The sequence below is a fragment of the Curtobacterium sp. 9128 genome (genome assembly GCF_900086645.1).
GTDB lineage: Bacteria > Actinomycetota > Actinomycetes > Actinomycetales > Microbacteriaceae > Curtobacterium.
In genome coordinates, this window is record NZ_LT576451.1 from 452688 (window position 1) to 466910 (window position 14223).

Below are 14223 nucleotides of genomic sequence, written 5' to 3' on the forward strand. Positions count from 1 at the left end.
CGGAGCGGCCGGACGGGGTAGACCGGACACATGACGACAGGTCCTGACACCACCACCCGTCCCGCCGACGCCTCCGGTACGTTCCGCATCGGCGGCGATCTCGAGGTGAACCGCCTCGGGTACGGCACCATGCAGCTCACCGGCCCCGGGGTCTGGGGACCCCCGAAGGACCACGACGAAGCCGTCCGCGTCCTGAAGCGCGCCGTCGAGCTCGGCGTGAACTTCTTCGACACCGCCGACAGCTACGGCCCCTACGTCGCCGAAGAGCTGCTCCACGAAGCGCTCCACCCCTACGGCGACGACATCGTGATCGCGACGAAGGCCGGCCTCACCCGCACGGGCCCGAACGAGTGGCCGCCCGTCGGCCGACCGGAGTACCTGCGGCAGGAGGCCGAGATGAGCCTGCGCCGCCTAGGGCTCGAGCGCATCGACCTGTTCCAGCTGCACCGCATCGACCCGAAGGTCCCGCTGGAGGACCAGGTCGGTGAGCTCAAGAAGCTCCAGGACGAGGGCAAGATCCGGCACATCGGCCTGTCCGAGGTCCAGGTGGACGACGTGAAGGCCGCGCAGGAGATTGCCACGATCGTCTCCGTGCAGAACCTCTACAACCTGCAGAAGCGCGACGCCGAGGAGCTCCTCGACTGGTCGACCGAGCAGGGCATCGGTTTCATCCCGTGGTTCCCGCTCGCCACCGGCGGCCTGACCGGCGACGACTCCCCGCTGACCGACCTCGCGAAGCGCAAGGACGCCACCCCGGCGCAGATCGCCCTCGCCTGGCTGCTCAAGCGATCGCCGGTCGTGCTGCCGATCCCCGGCACCTCGAGCGTCGCGCACCTCGAGGACAACCTCGCGGGCGCGACGATCGAGCTGACCGACGACGAGTTCGAGGAGCTCTCCGCGCTCGGCAACTGACGCGCGAACGGGACGCGCGGGCCGCTCAGCCCGCGATCGCCGCCATCGCCTGCGCGGTCGCCTCGCCGAGGTCCTCGGCGGGGCGGCTCAGCAGTCCCTTGACCATCCGGGTGTCGTCGTCGGCGAGGACCTCGAACGCGCCGGCGACCGCGCCGTCGTACGCCTGCGCGACGACGCTCGCCGGGCTCACCTTCGGCACGTCGAACCGTGCCCCCATCGCGGTGTCGATCATGCCGACGAGGACCCCGGTCACGGTCGTGCCCTGCGCCGCCAACTCGGTCCGCAGCCCGTTCGTCGCGGACCATGCGGCCGCCTTGGACGCGGCGTACACCGTCGGGATCGGCGTCCATGCGGCGAGGGACAGCACGTTCAGCACGGCGCCGCCGCCGTTCCGGGCGAGCACGGGGGCGAACGCGCCGGAGACCTTGATCGTCCCGAACACGTTCGTCTCGAAGACGGACCGGAGCACGTCGTCGTCCGCGCTCGCGATCGAACCGTCGGAGCTGGGGGCGATGGCGGCGTTGTTCACGAGCAGGTCGACGTCGGGAGCGGCCGCCGCTGCCGACGCGATCGACCCCGCGTCGGTCAGGTCGAGGGTCAGCGGCACGATCCGGTCGTCGTCCCACTGCCGCGGGGAGCGGGCGGTCGCGTACACCTTGGCGGCGCCGCGTTCGAGGGCCTGGCGCACGAACTCCTCGCCGAGCCCGCCGTTCGCTCCGGTCACGAGCACGATCCGGTCGTCGAGTCGCTCAGTCATGGTCACTCCTGTAGGTTGAGAGATGAAACGGGGATTGTCCCCGGATCAGTATGTGGGGAGTCCCCCCACTTCTGTCAACCGAGCCCCACTTCTGTCGACCGAGACAGAGCAGATCGGAGACGCCATGGACCGGACGACCACGAAGCCCATGCGCGCCGACGCACGACGCAACCGTGACGCGATCATCACCGCGGCTCGACAGGTGTTCGAACAGGGCGGCACCCTCGCGCCGATCGACGGCATCGCGACCGCGGCCGGCGTCGGGAACGCGACCCTGTACCGCAACTTCCCGACACGGGAAGACCTCCTCGCGGCCGTGATGGCGGAGAGCTTCCACGCAGCACTCCGCGACTCCCGAGACCTCGAGGAGCTGCCCGCCGACGACGCCCTCGCCGAGTGGATGTTCCGCGTGACCTGGCAGCTCCGGATCTGGCAGAACCTGCCGACCTGCATCGCGGGTGCCATCGGCGACGACGACTCGCCCGTCAGCAGCGTCTGCGCCGGCCTGACCGAGCGGACGGGGGAGTTCCTCGAGCGGGCCCGGTCGGATGGATCGGCGACCGACGCGGCGAGCGCCGAGGACGTCTTCGAGCTGCTGACGACGCTCTCGTGGGGAGTGGACCGGTTCGGCGACGACCAGGACCGAGCCAGGGCTCGAGTCCGGCTCGGCACCGCCGGCCTGTTCAGCGGCGCCGCGCGACCGGCGCAGCGCTGAAGGCCGCGTGCTCAGCGGCGCCGGAACAGGTCGGCGATCGCCCACGGCCCCGGAGCCAGGCGCACCGCCATCTCGTCGCGCACCCGGGCTTCGCGCTCGCGGTCCCGCGTGAGCTCCGTGATCTCGGCGTTCACCGTCCACCACATCGCGACGCGTTCGCGCAACGAGGGCCGTCCGGCCGCGGGGGTCGTCGTCTCGATCGTGCTGGTGTCGTCGTGCATGCCTCCACGGTAGGAGCGGAACGCGCGGTGAAGGAGGCTCCACCAGGACACGGCCCAGCGGGACTACCGTCGTGACCATGCAGCGACGCACCCTGGCCAGCACCGGCCGTGAGACCTCCGTGATCGGCCTCGGCACCTGGCAGTTCGGCGGCGACTGGGGTCCGGTGGAGGACGCCGATGCCTTCGCGGTCATGGACGCCTCGTTCGAGTCCGGCGTGACGCTCTTCGACACCGCCGACGTCTACGGCGACGGTCGCAGCGAGGAGCTCATCGGGCGATGGCTCCGTGCCAACGCCGACTCCGGCGTCACGGTCACGACGAAGATGGGCCGCCGTGCGGACCAGGTCCCGTCGAACTACAGCGCGGCGAACTTCCGCGAATGGGTCGACCGCTCACGCACGAACCTGCAGCAGGACACGCTGGACCTGGTCCAGCTGCACTGCCCGCCGTCCCCTGTGTTCGACGACGACGCCGTCTACGACGCGCTCGACGCGCTCGTCGCCGATCAGTCGATCGCCGCGTACGGCGTCAGCGTCGAGACTGCCGACCAGGCGCTCACCGCGATCGAGCGGCCCGGTGTCGCGAGCGTCCAGATCATCCTCAACGCGTTCCGCTTGAAGCCGCTGGACGCGGTCCTGCCGGCCGCACGGGAGGCAGGGGTCGCCGTGCTCGCGCGCGTCCCGTTGGCATCGGGGTTGCTCTCCGGCAAGTACACCACCGACACCGAGTTCGCCCCGGAGGACCACCGCACCTACAACCGCCACGGCGAGGCGTTCGACCAGGGCGAGACCTTCAGCGGCGTGCCGTTCGAGGACGGTGTCCGGGCGGCGCAGGAGTTCGCCGCCGCACTGCCCGACGGCGTCTCCGTCCCGCAGGCGGCGCTGGCCTGGATCGTCGCGCAGGACGGCGTCACGGCCGCGATCCCCGGCGCACGGAACGCCGAGCAGGCCCGCTCCAACGCCGCCGCCGGCTCGCTCGACCCTGTCCCGGGACTCGACGCGACCGTGCACGAGCTGTACGACCGGTGGTTCCGCGCGACGGTGCACGAGCGCTGGTGACCACGGCGGACGATCCGAGCACCGCGGGAGCAGGTACCGACAGGACCCGTCGCCCCGTCGAGCACCGGCCTACCGTTGCCCGCATGGACAACATCACCCTCAACAACGGCGTCCAGCTCCCCCCGATCGGCTTCGGCGTCTTCCAGAGCTCCCCTGAGGACACGGTCGACGCGGTGCGGACCGCGCTCGAGGTCGGCTACCGCCACATCGACACCGCCGCCGCGTACGGCAATGAACGACAGGTCGGCGAGGGCATCCGCGCCTCGGGCGTCGACCGCGACGACATCGTGGTCGAGACCAAGATCTGGGTCTCCGACTACGGGTACGACGAGACCCTGCACGCGTTCGACAAGGCGACGCGCAAGCTCGGCTTCGACACGGTCGACGTGCTGATCCTGCACCAGCCCGCACCGGACCGCTTCGCCAAGACCGTCGCCGCGTACCAGGCGCTCGAGCAGCTGTACGCCGACGGCCGGGTCCGGGCAATCGGGGTGAGCAACTTCATGCCGCACCACCTCCGCTCGCTCCTCGACCAGACGGACGTCATCCCGGCGCTCAACCAGATCGAGCTGCACCCGTACTTCACGCAACCGGACGTGCAGCGGGCCGACGCCGAGCACGGGATCCTCGACCAGGCGTGGTCCCCGATCGGCGGCATCACCTTCTACCCGGGCTTCGGTGACGAGCGGGTCAGCGTGCTCGACGACCCGACGATCCGCGCGATCGGCGAGGCGCACGGCAAGACCGCTGCGCAGGTCATGCTCCGCTGGCACCTGCAGCAGGGGCGGAACGCGATCCCGAAGTCGACGAACCCCGGACGGATCGCGGAGAACTTCGACGTCTTCGACTTCGCGCTGTCCGACGAGGAGCTCGCGTCCCTCGACGCCCTCGACACCGGGAAGCGCAACGGCCCAGACCCCGACGGGACGGACACGTCGCGCTTCGAGCGTGTCATCCCTGAGGACTGACGATCAGCGGACTGACGATCAGCGCGCGGTGATCACCTTGGACGAGCCCGCGATCACCGCGGCGTCTTCGCCGAGGGCGACGAGCGGGTCCCGGAGGCCCGTCGTGGTCCCGATCGCCTTGCGCAGGAAGTAGCCGGCGAAGCTGCCGATGAGCGCACCGACCGCGCCGAGGACCGCTCCCTCGACGCGGCGGTCACGCTTGCCGGTCGTGGCGATCGCCGCGCCGACGAGGGCACCAGATCCGGCGCGCCCGATGAGCCCGGCTACCGCGATGCGACTCGGGGTCTTCGGCAGCTTGTCCCCGACGAGCTCCCCGACGGCACCGGCGACGAGCAGCCCGCGACCGAGCTGCGTGCGGAACATCGGCCAGTCCTGCCACGCACCGGTGAGCTCCTTGCGGTCCCGGTTCAGCGCCAGCAGGGCCAGGGGCGTCGCGCTCCGACCGCCGCTCAGGATGCCGAGCAGCAGTGCTCGCGTGCCGGTGTGCTTGGTGTTCTTCGCCATCGTCTCTCGCCTTCTCGTGTCCGTCCGACGCTACGCGCGCGGGCTGACGACGCCCCCTGGGGACCGGCGACGGCGACGCTTGCGGCCGAGCGTCCACTGGCGGGACTCCGCCCCGGACAGCGCGAACAGGATCGCGATGTCGAGCGCGAACCCCGCAAGCCCGCTCTGCATCGTCAGCGATTCGGTCCCGCCGATCCAGGCGGTGGCGACCGTGACGATCCCGATCGTCGACAGTGTCATCGCCGTGAACCGGGCGAACGGTCGACCGAGCCAGACACGGAGGGTCAGCACCCACCAGAACAGCGACACGATGCCGAAGACCACGGCGAGCACGACGCGGACCCCGGGTGTCGCGAGCGAGGCTGTGTCCGCCGTCGGCCCCAGCAACCCCGCGATGTCGACCCCGGTGACGACAGCGAGCACGAGCGCGGCGGCCGCGAGGGGCCGGATCGCCATGAGCAGCACGCCCGCGACGACCTCGCCCGGACGGACACGGCCGACCCGACGCGAGGTCTCCTGGCGTGCCGGTTCGTCGGCGACGACGGACCCGAGATCCGCGACGGGCAGGTCCCCGTCGGTCTGGATCGCGTCCCCGCCACCGTTCCTCGAGTGGTAGCCGGCGGAGAACGCCTCGATGACGTCGACCCGCGCAGCAGGACCGAGCGACCCGACGACGTGGTCGCGTTCGGCGTCGATGTCCTGCGCGACACGGTGCGTGACCTGCCACGTGAACACGCTGAAACCGACCCCGCTGTCGAACGTCGCCGCCGCGAGCCACTCCACCCGGCGCCCACCGGGCAGCAGCCAGTCGTCCGGCGTCCGCCAGAACCGCACGTGGTGCCGCTTACCAGGGCTGTTGCCGACCTCCTGCTGGTAGCAGAACGCCTGCCGTCCGCCGAAGAGGTACAGGTTCGACACCGGGGCGTTCGGGTAGCTCCGCCTGGTCAGCGTCGCGACGACGATGCGCAGGTTCGCCCGGAAGCCGAGGTCGTCCGCCAGCACCCACCCGGCGTCCCGCATCACCGTGTGGATCTGCTCCTCCGACCCCATCAGCGCGATGTTCACCGGGTCGCCGAGGATGCCCTCGCGGGTCCGGGTCCTGCCGATGAAGTAGTCGGGCAGGTACACCGCGGCGAGCGCCGTGTGCAGCCGGGGGAGCACCAGGTACGCGATGACCAGGTAGACGAGCACGACGAACCAGCTCTGGCTCCACCCGCGGGCGAAGGCCTGGGTCGCGAGGACGACCGCCAGCAGAGCCGCCGCGACGATGGCGAGCCACGCGAAGGCACCGTCGATCCGCCGGACGACCGACGGGATCGGGGAGCGCATGTCCTGGAACCTAGTCCAGCAGCGCGATTCGGTCGCGACCGACAGGCGGACGGGAGGCTCGTGGCGGGCCCGCCACGAGCCTCCCGTCCGGCGGTCAGATCCCGAACTGCGCGTAGAACGCGGCCGGATCGGCCGCCAGCGACGCCTTCACCAGCGCGCTCCACTCGTCGACGACGACCTCGGCCGCGTCCCGCTGGACGCCGTCCAGGGACGCGATCGCGACCTCCATCGGGTCGATCATCTGACCCTCGTACCCGGCCATGATGTCGGTGTCGGCGGCGCCGAGGTGGAGTCCCTGCACCGTGACGCCCCGCGGCACGAGTTCGAGCCGCACGGCGTTGGTCATGTTCCACTCCGCTGCCTTGGCGGCCGCGTACCCACCGCTGCCGGGGTACGCGAACCACGACAGGGCCGACAGGACGTTGACGATCGTGCCGCCGCCGTTCCGCTCGATGACGGGTGCGAACGCCCGGACCATCGACAGGTTCCCCCAGAAGTGCGTGTCCATCTCGCGCCGCACGTTCTCGAGGTCGTCGGTCAGCAGCGAGGACTGCGTCGCGATCCCGGCGTTGTTGATCAGCAGGGTGACGTCCCCGGCGCGCTCGGCCGCGGCGGTGACGGACGCCTGGTCGGTGATGTCGAGCGGGAGCACCTCGACGCCCTCGATGTCGACGAGCTCGGGGCGGCGCGCGGTCGCGTAGACCTTGGCTGCACCACGCTCCAGGAGCTGCGTGACGAAGCGGCGACCGATGCCGCGGTTCGACCCGGTGACGAGTGCGACCGATCCGGCGATGTCCATGGTTTCCTTCCGTCGACCGGGCACCTCCCGGACCGACGGAGGTACGCTAAGACCTCACATCCATGTCAGGTGCAAGTCGCGGAGGACACATGCGCATCGGGGACCTCGCAGCGAAGGCCGGCGTCAGCGTCCGGTCGCTCCGGTACTACGAGGAGCAGGGGCTGCTGGCGGCGACCCGGACGGCGTCCGGCCAGCGGACGTACGACGCCGAGGCGGTCGACCGTGTCCGGCTCGTCCAGCAGCTCTACGCCGCGGGGCTCGCCAGCCGGACCATCGCGCAGCTCATGCCGTGCGTCGACGCCGGGGTCGCCACCGCCGAGAGCGCGGCGCTGCTCGTCCACGAGCGGGACCGGATCACGGCGCAGATCGCGGAGCTCGAGGCCGCACGCGACCGCCTCGACGAGGTCATCCACATCAGCGAGCACCCGACCCCGGAGCACTGCCCGGCGCTCCGCACCGACATCGCGCGGCAGCACGACACCGAGCGACGGCACGACACCGCACGCCACGACGACATCGCACGGAGCGCCGCCTGATGCGCGCCGCGTGGCGCGTCCTCCGGTGGCTCGGATCCACCGTCGTCGCGGTGCTGCAGGTGCTGGCCGGTGTCATGGACTCCCTCGGGTCGGGCGGCGCGACCGGTCCGCGCGTCCCACCGACCACGACGCGGGCACACGGCCGTCGGGACGAGTACCGCCCCTGACCGCGGTCGTGCTCAGCCGCGGGAGACGACCACCCGCCGGTCGCCGGCACACCAGCGCAGCACGAAGCCCGAGGCCACCGCGCCCAGGGTGTCCGCAGCGAGGTCGCCGATCGTGTCGTCGTAGCCGACGAAGATCGTCGCGTCGAGGTAGGTGTGCCCCGCCCACTCGAACATCTCCCACAGCCCGCCGATCGCGAGACCGATCGTCCCGCAGACGACGACGGCGGTCGCGAGGTGCATCGACCTGGCGGCCGGCAGCACCCCGAGGTCCGCGGCGACGATCGCCACCAGGGCGCTCAGCGCACCGATGAGCAGCAGGTGCACGATCTTGTCCCACCCGAACACCGTCGTGTACCAGTCGAGGACACTGCTCCACCCGGCGACCACCGACAGCACGCAGAGCGCGATGTCGAACCCCGGCCGGAACCCGAGGATCCGCGGGAGCACGACCCCGAGCAGGGACAGCCCCATCACGGCGAAGGAGATCGCACCCCAGCCGATCGCCGCCACGGGGACGCTGACGAGCGCGAGCACGCGGAGGCCGTCCGCGACGAACTCCCACCCACGGGGGCGGCGGAGGAAGGTGGACGCGGCGGACTGCACGAGCGGACGGCTCATCGGGGCTCCCATCGCAGGACGGCGTGCACGGGCAGGTGGTCGGACGGCCAGATCCCGGCCGGACGCCGAGCGGAGATCGCCACACGATCCACGGCGACACCGACCGACGGGGTCGCCCGGACCAGGACCCGGTCGATCCGGGGACGACCAGCACAGGGCGCGCGGTACCGGGCGTACGTGCCGACGGACACCTGCCGTCCGGCGGGGTCCGCCAGCACCCACGTGTCGTCGAACCCGGCCGCCGCGAGCACCCCGGCCGACGCCGAACGCTCGCCGGCGTTCCAGTCCGCCAGCACCACGGCCGGCAGCCCCGTCTCGCGGACGACCCGCCCGATCAGCTCCGCGGACCGGGTCTGCGCCGGCCGGGAGAACGGGTCGACGTGTGTCGCGACACCGGCGAAGCGCACACCCGTGGCCAGGTCGTCGAACTCGCAGACGACCGCGATCCGCGGGAACGGGGCACCCCACGCCCTGGCCCCGACCCGCGACGGGTCCGGTCCGAGTGCGATCGTCCGCTCCGACACCACCCGCAACCGCTCGGTGTCCACGAAGAAGCCGACGCCCTCGCCACCACCGCCCGGTCCGCGCCCGGTGACCACGGGGTGCCAGCGCGACCCGAGGGCGGCGCCGAGGTGCTGCACCTGGGTGGGCACTGCCTCCTGGACGGCCAGGAGGTGCGGCGTCTCGGAACGGACCAGCGTGGCGGCGGCCGGCGCCCGCCGGACCCACGAGTCCGGATGCCCGGACCGCAGATGCGGGACCGGACGGCGCACGTTGAACGTCATGCAGTGCAGACCGGGCGGCGCGACGTGCCCGACCACCGGAACGTCCGCGGTCACGGTCGGCGCACCACGGGGACGGCCCGCGTCCCGGCGAGCACGCGGCGCATGATCCGACCGGGAGCGAACGCGCGCATCCCCGACGTCCACATCGTCCTGCCCGCCTTCCGGGTGCGGACCACCAGCCCCACCGCGTCACGGACCGGCGTGCCCGACACCGACGCGACCAGCGACGGGTCGAAGACCGTGCGCCAGGCGGGGTCGAACTGGATCGACAGGTCCACGTCGTCGTGCACCTGCGGGTCGAACCGGTGGACGCGGTGACGGACCGCCAGCCAGGCGGTCCGCCGCATCACCATGTTCGAGCCGAACAGCGGCGGACGCGCCAGCGCCCCGGTCATGAGCAGGAAGTACGCGCGCATGTAGGCGACGTCCCAGAACACCGCAGCGACCGGCCCCAGCCCGCGGAACCGCCCCGGTCCGGTGACCGCGGTGACGAGCGGGTCGTCGAACCGACGTGCGGCGCATTCGACCCAGTCCGGCGGGAGCACCGAGTCCGAGTCGACCCGTGCGATCAGGGTCGAGGTAGCGGCGTCGTACCCGTGGCTCGCTGCCGCCCCGATGCCGCGGACCGGTTCGTGCAGCACGGTCGCGCCCGCCGCTGCAGCCACCGCCACGCTGCGGTCGCTGCTGCCGTTGTCGACGACGATCACCTCGGTCGGCAGGACCGTCTGTGCCGAGAGCGACGCCAGGCAGTGCGCCAGCTGGTCGGCGTCGTCGAGCACCGGGACGACGACGGAGACGGAACGCATCGATCCAGACAACCAAGGTGGTGCTGAGCGGACGGGAGGCTCCGGTCGCGTCCGCCGTGTACCCGGCGGCGCGATCATGGCTAGGTTCGGGGCCATGGCAGCAGAGCAGCTCACCGTCACGACCGCAGACGGCACTGCGATCGCGGTGTCGCGCCGCATCGGGGGCGACGAGTCGGTCGTGTTCCTCCACGCCGGTGTCGCCGACCGCCGGTCCTGGTCAACCGTGTTCGATGCGCTCGCGGACACCGACCTCGACCTCGTCGCGTACGACCGTCGCGGGTTCGGGCACACGCCGGCCGCCGCGGATCCGACCGGGTTCTCGCACCTCGACGACCTCGTGACGGTCCTCGACGCGTTCGAGCTCGAGCAGGTGTTCCTCGTCGGGAACTCGATGGGCGGAGCGCTCGCGCTCGACGCCGCGCTGACGGTTCCGTCCCGGATCGCCGGGGTCCTGCTCATCGGTGCCGGCGTCTCCGAGATGACCGACGAGGACACCCCGTTCGACTGGGTGCTCGATCCCGCGTCCGCACCGCTGCTCGAGGTCGCGGAGTCGTCGGACGCCTCGGTCGACGACCGCATCGCCGCGCTCGCGCACCTGTGGCTCGACGGGCCGGCGGCGCCTGCCGGACGCGTCGGTGGTGCTGCTCGGACGCTGTTCGAGGACATGAACCGGCGGATCCTCGAGATCGCCGCACCGGACTCGGCGGGGTCGACCGGGGTGGAGGCGTGGACGCGGCTCGGCGAGATCCGGCTGCCGGTGCTGTCGACGTGGGGCGACCTCGACATCCCCGCCGACCTGCCGTTCTACGAGGAGACCGCGCGGCGCATCGGGCAGGAGCCGGGCCGGGTGCTGCCGGGGGTGGCGCACCTGCCGGGACTCGAGCGGCCCGCGCTCGTCGCCGACCTGGTGCGCGAGGTGGTCGCGGCGTGAGCGCTACCAGTACCCCGCTCCCTCCCGTCGATCCGCGTGCCCTCGCACTTGCGGAGCAGCTGGCGGAGGAGGCCGTCGCCGAGCCGTTCCGGCCGCTGCCACGGTGGGTGCAGAACTGCTCCGTCGCCGTGTCCGTCGTCGCGACGCTGCTCGCGCTGGTGTTCCGTGTCGTCGGGGGCGACCCTGCATGGATCTTCCAGCTCGTCTGCTTCGTGGGGTGCATCGTCGCGTTCGTCGCCGGCTGGATCGTCGGCCTCCGTCGGGGCTGGTTCCGGGCGTGGTCGTCACCGGTCGCGAAGCCGCTCGGCCGCCAGACGACTCGCCGTGTGGGCCGGGCGGCAGTGGGGCGCGCGGCCGTGCCCGACGGCCTGGACCTCGTCGTGCTCGGCATGGCGAGGCAGACGGTTCGCCTCGCGCAGTGGCAGACGTTCGCGCTCCCGGCGTTCGTCCTCCTGGAGGCGGGGAACGCGGTGGTCTCGGACGGCGTCTTCGGTCCGTGGACCTGGGGCTTCGTCGTGCTCGCGGCGCTCGTGACCGCCTTGCTCGTGTGGACGGTGCGCCGCGAACGAGCGGCCGACGAGGTGTTCCTCGCCGGCCGCGTCGATCAGCGGTTCCAGTCGGTCCAGCCGGCTCAGCCCTCGTAGTCGTACGTGCTGACCCAGTCGACGAAGAGGTGCCCTGATGCACCCCAGTTGCCGACCTGGAACATGTAGCGGTGCGGCTTCGTCGGCACGTCATCCGTGATCTTCTGGAGCACCTTGCCGTCGAGCAGGTACGTGACCGACTTGCCCGGGATCCACTCCACGGAGTACGTGTGCCATTTCCGCCAGTCGACGCCCGTGCCGATGGTGGCCCGGTTCGCTTCCTGGCCGGGCGTCATCGAGTGGTGGTACCCGGTCGGCGACGCGTCGAAGTTGCCCTCGGGGTAGTCGATTTCCCCGTCCGCCCAGGTGTTCGACGTCGGCCACAGCATGAAGGCCGCACCGTTCCCGTCGCCACCGCTGGCCTTCGCCTTCACGGTGAACTTGCCACCGACGTGCGACCATGCCCCGTCCGGGGTGCCGAACGTGCCGGCGGCACCGTTCGACCCGTCGAGCTTCACGTCCATCAGCCCGTCGTGCGCGCTGATCTGCGAGCCGGACGAGTAGATCCCCGCGTCCGGGTACGGCTGCCACGAGCCGTCGTACGTCTTCGCGAACCCCCCGTTCGCGGAGGCGTCGGTGCTGAAGTCCTCGACGAACGACTGCTTGAAGTCACCGATGTCACCACGGGGGGCGGTGACCCCGGCGACGGCGACCGACCCTGATCCGAGCGGCACCGAGATGAGTGCTGCGCTGAGGACCGTTGCGGCGAGTGCCGCTCTCTTCGTGCGTTGCTGCATGAGCTGTCACTCCCTGTTCATGACTCGCGACGCCGTCACCCCTGTCGGCGCCGGGACCGCCGGATCTCGGCGGGCCGCAGCGAGGGTAACCGCTCCTGGCGCCGATCCCGAGGACTTGACATCGACGGATCACCCCCGTATGGGGGTCAGTTGATGATCTCGCCGCGGGGCTCCGACCGGAGCGCGGCGAGCCGCTCGCGCCACCCTCGGAGGGCCTCCGGCGTCAGGCGGGTCCAGTCGTGCACCTCACGCACGATCCGGACCGGCGACGTGCTCCGGTACGACCGGGTCGGGTTGCCGGGGAACTTCTTGTCCGTGACGTTGGGGTCGTTCTCGTAGTCGCCCGTCGGCTCCACCTCGTACACACGCGGCGCGGCATCACCGGCGGCGAGTTCGGCCGCCAGGCCGGCGCCGTCGGGAAGCGCGGTGAAGTAGACGTGGTTCATCACGATCTCGGGACGGTAGTTCGAGCGGAACCCCGCCGTCAGCAGGTCCCCGACCTGCAGGTCGGCCTTCGTCCCGTGGAAGAACGGCCCGTCGTCCAGCGCTCCGGTCACGACGGTCAGCGTACGACGTCCGTCGCGGTCGCGGTCGCGTCAGTCCTGTCAGGACGGCGTGATGAAGTCCCGTCCCGCCGTAGGGGATCCGTCAGGGTCCGGATCGCCCCCGCCGTCCGGGACGATCGTTGCCGACGTGACACTGACAGCGATCATGCCGACGCTCCGAGCGTCGCTTCCCGATCCATTCGACGCATCCCGGTGGCCCGCGCGCACGACGCCGACCATCGGCGACGTGGTGATCTCCGCCGTGTCGATGGTCCGGCTCGCCGAGACCGTCGGCACCCCCTGCGTGCACACCGCCGAGCAGGCTCCGCCGCGGTTCCGGCCGCCGGCGTGGACACCGCGCGAGGTCAGCGTGGCGGTCGCGTCCGTCACCCGGGTGCGACGACCGCGAACCGGCATCGTGCTCCTCGAACTCGACGCCGTCCTGCCCGCGTGCGCCGTGCTCGACGAGGTCCGCCTGATCGGGCGGGTCACGACGGCGCCGACGGCGGAGACGTACGTCGTGACCCCGTGCGACGGTGCCGCCGACGGCCCCTTCCACCGGCTCCCGGCACCGCTCCCGACCGACGTGCACGAGGGCGACCTGCTCTGCTTCCCGTGCCTGGCGGCGTTGCGGCACCGGGACGTGGTCGAGCCCGTCCGGGCTGCGCTCGGCGCCGAGATCCGATGAGTGCGATCACCCGGGACCGCACGACGGCGGGGATCCACCTCTGGGGTCGGTACTCCGTCCACCCGGTCAGCCGGTCCATGTGGAGCTCGCGGACGCTCGTCGTGTTCCCGCCGGGGACGAGCACGCGCGAGCGGGCACTCCTCCGCGCCTGGCACGGCTGGACGATCCTCGGCGCGCTCCTCGCGGTCGGCATCATGGCCGCGACGAACCCGACCCCGGCTGTCGGGATGGTCGCCGCGCTCGCCACCTACGCGTGCGGGTTCCTCGTCCTCGGCCGGGCCACGCGCACGCTCCGGCCCCGCGTCCGGTCGATCACGGTGACCACCTTCTACGGCAACGGCCGCCCCGAGGTGCACGGTGACGCCCGGCTGCTCGACGGCTCACTCGATGCCCTGGCCGTGCTGGAACGCGCGCTCCGCGCACAGCAGGTCCGGCCGGTCGACTTCGAGATGGTCTGGGCCGACGTCTGGAACACCCTCCCGCCGAGGACGCACCGACCGTGA

20 protein-coding genes are annotated in these 14223 nt (G+C 71.6%); 10 read left to right on the plus strand and 10 right to left on the minus strand.

Annotated features, from left to right (window positions below):
• Positions 1–30: 30 nt before the first annotated feature.
• Positions 31–912 (plus strand): aldo/keto reductase, encoded by an 882-nt coding sequence (locus QK288_RS02230; RefSeq protein ID WP_281266191.1) that lies wholly within the window; start codon positions 31–33, stop codon positions 910–912.
• Positions 913–937: 25 nt separating this feature from the next.
• On the opposite strand, the gene QK288_RS02235 is transcribed toward QK288_RS02230, so the two are convergent.
• Positions 938–1669 carry an SDR family oxidoreductase gene (locus QK288_RS02235; RefSeq protein ID WP_281266192.1) on the minus strand — a complete coding sequence of 244 codons (732 nt, stop codon included), beginning with the start codon at positions 1667–1669 and terminating at the stop codon, positions 938–940.
• A 124-nt stretch (positions 1670–1793) separates the two neighbouring features.
• On the opposite strand from QK288_RS02235, the gene QK288_RS02240 reads away from it, so the two are divergent.
• Positions 1794–2384, plus strand: a complete 591-nt coding sequence (locus QK288_RS02240; protein ID WP_281266193.1) for a TetR/AcrR family transcriptional regulator — start codon at positions 1794–1796, stop codon at positions 2382–2384.
• 11 nt (positions 2385–2395) lie between these two features.
• Here the strand turns inward: QK288_RS02240 and QK288_RS02245 are convergent, their stop codons facing one another.
• The gene (locus QK288_RS02245; RefSeq protein ID WP_281266194.1) at positions 2396–2605 is read right to left on the minus strand and encodes a hypothetical protein; all 210 of its coding nucleotides are present in this window, start codon (positions 2603–2605) and stop codon (positions 2396–2398) included.
• Between the two features lie 77 nt (positions 2606–2682).
• On the opposite strand from QK288_RS02245, the gene QK288_RS02250 reads away from it, so the two are divergent.
• Positions 2683–3663, plus strand: coding sequence for an aldo/keto reductase (locus tag QK288_RS02250; protein WP_281266195.1), 981 nt, complete (start codon positions 2683–2685; stop codon positions 3661–3663).
• 83 nt (positions 3664–3746) lie between these two features.
• Positions 3747–4631, plus strand: a complete 885-nt coding sequence (locus QK288_RS02255) for an aldo/keto reductase (RefSeq protein WP_281266196.1) — start codon at positions 3747–3749, stop codon at positions 4629–4631.
• Positions 4632–4649: 18 nt separating this feature from the next.
• Here QK288_RS02255 and QK288_RS02260 read toward each other — a convergent pair whose 3' ends face one another.
• The 3 genes from QK288_RS02260 to QK288_RS02270 form a co-directional block, all read right to left on the minus strand.
• On the minus strand, positions 4650–5135 hold the full coding sequence (locus QK288_RS02260; protein ID WP_281266197.1) for a DUF4126 family protein: 486 nt from the start codon (positions 5133–5135) through the stop codon (positions 4650–4652).
• A 30-nt stretch (positions 5136–5165) separates the two neighbouring features.
• The gene (locus tag QK288_RS02265; RefSeq protein ID WP_281266198.1) at positions 5166–6464 is read right to left on the minus strand and encodes an LssY C-terminal domain-containing protein; all 1299 of its coding nucleotides are present in this window, start codon (positions 6462–6464) and stop codon (positions 5166–5168) included.
• A 94-nt stretch (positions 6465–6558) separates the two neighbouring features.
• Positions 6559–7263, minus strand: coding sequence for an SDR family oxidoreductase (locus QK288_RS02270; RefSeq protein ID WP_281266199.1), 705 nt, complete (start codon positions 7261–7263; stop codon positions 6559–6561).
• An 89-nt stretch (positions 7264–7352) separates the two neighbouring features.
• On the opposite strand from QK288_RS02270, the gene QK288_RS02275 reads away from it, so the two are divergent.
• Positions 7353–7799, plus strand: coding sequence for a MerR family transcriptional regulator (locus QK288_RS02275; RefSeq protein ID WP_281266200.1), 447 nt, complete (start codon positions 7353–7355; stop codon positions 7797–7799).
• Positions 7799–7966, plus strand: a complete 168-nt coding sequence (locus tag QK288_RS02280; protein WP_281266201.1) for a hypothetical protein — start codon at positions 7799–7801, stop codon at positions 7964–7966. The genes QK288_RS02275 and QK288_RS02280 overlap by 1 nt, the downstream gene beginning before the upstream one ends.
• Before the next feature lie 12 nt (positions 7967–7978).
• On the opposite strand, the gene QK288_RS02285 is transcribed toward QK288_RS02280, so the two are convergent.
• The 3 genes from QK288_RS02285 to QK288_RS02295 are packed head-to-tail and all read right to left on the minus strand — an operon-like array spanning position 7979 to position 10175.
• Positions 7979–8584: a hypothetical protein gene (locus QK288_RS02285; RefSeq protein ID WP_281266202.1), complete on the minus strand. Its 606-nt coding sequence runs from the start codon at positions 8582–8584 to the stop codon at positions 7979–7981.
• Positions 8581–9423: an endonuclease/exonuclease/phosphatase family protein gene (locus tag QK288_RS02290; RefSeq protein ID WP_281266203.1), complete on the minus strand. Its 843-nt coding sequence runs from the start codon at positions 9421–9423 to the stop codon at positions 8581–8583. The genes QK288_RS02285 and QK288_RS02290 overlap by 4 nt, the downstream gene beginning before the upstream one ends.
• Entirely contained in the window at positions 9420–10175 is a 756-nt protein-coding gene (locus QK288_RS02295) for a glycosyltransferase family 2 protein (RefSeq protein WP_281266204.1), read from the minus strand. Before QK288_RS02295 ends, QK288_RS02290 begins: the two co-directional genes overlap by 4 nt.
• A 94-nt stretch (positions 10176–10269) precedes the next feature.
• On the opposite strand from QK288_RS02295, the gene QK288_RS02300 reads away from it, so the two are divergent.
• Positions 10270–11106: an alpha/beta hydrolase gene (locus QK288_RS02300; protein WP_281266205.1), complete on the plus strand. Its 837-nt coding sequence runs from the start codon at positions 10270–10272 to the stop codon at positions 11104–11106.
• Positions 11103–11750 (plus strand): hypothetical protein, encoded by a 648-nt coding sequence (locus tag QK288_RS02305; RefSeq protein WP_281266206.1) that lies wholly within the window; start codon positions 11103–11105, stop codon positions 11748–11750. The genes QK288_RS02300 and QK288_RS02305 overlap by 4 nt, the downstream gene beginning before the upstream one ends.
• On the opposite strand, the gene QK288_RS02310 is transcribed toward QK288_RS02305, so the two are convergent.
• Both QK288_RS02310 and arr read right to left on the minus strand, forming a co-directional pair.
• On the minus strand, positions 11738–12487 hold the full coding sequence (locus tag QK288_RS02310) for a glycoside hydrolase family 16 protein (protein WP_281266207.1): 750 nt from the start codon (positions 12485–12487) through the stop codon (positions 11738–11740). The two genes, QK288_RS02305 and QK288_RS02310, sit on opposite strands and share 13 nt — an antisense overlap.
• Positions 12488–12633: 146 nt before the next feature.
• Positions 12634–13044, minus strand: a complete 411-nt coding sequence (gene arr, locus QK288_RS02315) for an NAD(+)--rifampin ADP-ribosyltransferase (RefSeq protein ID WP_281266208.1) — start codon at positions 13042–13044, stop codon at positions 12634–12636.
• Between the two features lie 136 nt (positions 13045–13180).
• Between arr and QK288_RS02320 the strand changes: the two genes are divergently transcribed.
• Positions 13181–13720 (plus strand): hypothetical protein, encoded by a 540-nt coding sequence (locus QK288_RS02320; protein ID WP_281266209.1) that lies wholly within the window; start codon positions 13181–13183, stop codon positions 13718–13720.
• Positions 13717–14223: a DUF6611 family protein gene (locus QK288_RS02325; RefSeq protein WP_281266210.1), complete on the plus strand. Its 507-nt coding sequence runs from the start codon at positions 13717–13719 to the stop codon at positions 14221–14223. The genes QK288_RS02320 and QK288_RS02325 overlap by 4 nt, the downstream gene beginning before the upstream one ends.

What these genes read in the sequence shown, in the direction of transcription:
- QK288_RS02230 (WP_281266191.1), top strand. Translation starts at nt 31, where the DNA reads ATGACGACAGGTCCTGACACCACCACCCGTCCCGCCGACGCCTCCGGT.
- QK288_RS02235 (WP_281266192.1), bottom strand. Translation starts at nt 1,669, where the DNA reads ATGACTGAGCGACTCGACGACCGGATCGTGCTCGTGACCGGAGCGAAC.
- QK288_RS02240 (WP_281266193.1), top strand. Translation starts at nt 1,794, where the DNA reads ATGGACCGGACGACCACGAAGCCCATGCGCGCCGACGCACGACGCAAC.
- QK288_RS02245 (WP_281266194.1), bottom strand. Translation starts at nt 2,605, where the DNA reads ATGCACGACGACACCAGCACGATCGAGACGACGACCCCCGCGGCCGGA.
- QK288_RS02250 (WP_281266195.1), top strand. Translation starts at nt 2,683, where the DNA reads ATGCAGCGACGCACCCTGGCCAGCACCGGCCGTGAGACCTCCGTGATC.
- QK288_RS02255 (WP_281266196.1), top strand. Translation starts at nt 3,747, where the DNA reads ATGGACAACATCACCCTCAACAACGGCGTCCAGCTCCCCCCGATCGGC.
- QK288_RS02260 (WP_281266197.1), bottom strand. Translation starts at nt 5,135, where the DNA reads ATGGCGAAGAACACCAAGCACACCGGCACGCGAGCACTGCTGCTCGGC.
- QK288_RS02265 (WP_281266198.1), bottom strand. Translation starts at nt 6,464, where the DNA reads ATGCGCTCCCCGATCCCGTCGGTCGTCCGGCGGATCGACGGTGCCTTC.
- QK288_RS02270 (WP_281266199.1), bottom strand. Translation starts at nt 7,263, where the DNA reads ATGGACATCGCCGGATCGGTCGCACTCGTCACCGGGTCGAACCGCGGC.
- QK288_RS02275 (WP_281266200.1), top strand. Translation starts at nt 7,353, where the DNA reads ATGCGCATCGGGGACCTCGCAGCGAAGGCCGGCGTCAGCGTCCGGTCG.
- QK288_RS02280 (WP_281266201.1), top strand. Translation starts at nt 7,799, where the DNA reads ATGCGCGCCGCGTGGCGCGTCCTCCGGTGGCTCGGATCCACCGTCGTC.
- QK288_RS02285 (WP_281266202.1), bottom strand. Translation starts at nt 8,584, where the DNA reads ATGAGCCGTCCGCTCGTGCAGTCCGCCGCGTCCACCTTCCTCCGCCGC.
- QK288_RS02295 (WP_281266204.1), bottom strand. Translation starts at nt 10,175, where the DNA reads ATGCGTTCCGTCTCCGTCGTCGTCCCGGTGCTCGACGACGCCGACCAG.
- QK288_RS02300 (WP_281266205.1), top strand. Translation starts at nt 10,270, where the DNA reads ATGGCAGCAGAGCAGCTCACCGTCACGACCGCAGACGGCACTGCGATC.
- QK288_RS02310 (WP_281266207.1), bottom strand. Translation starts at nt 12,487, where the DNA reads ATGCAGCAACGCACGAAGAGAGCGGCACTCGCCGCAACGGTCCTCAGC.
- QK288_RS02325 (WP_281266210.1), top strand. Translation starts at nt 13,717, where the DNA reads ATGAGTGCGATCACCCGGGACCGCACGACGGCGGGGATCCACCTCTGG.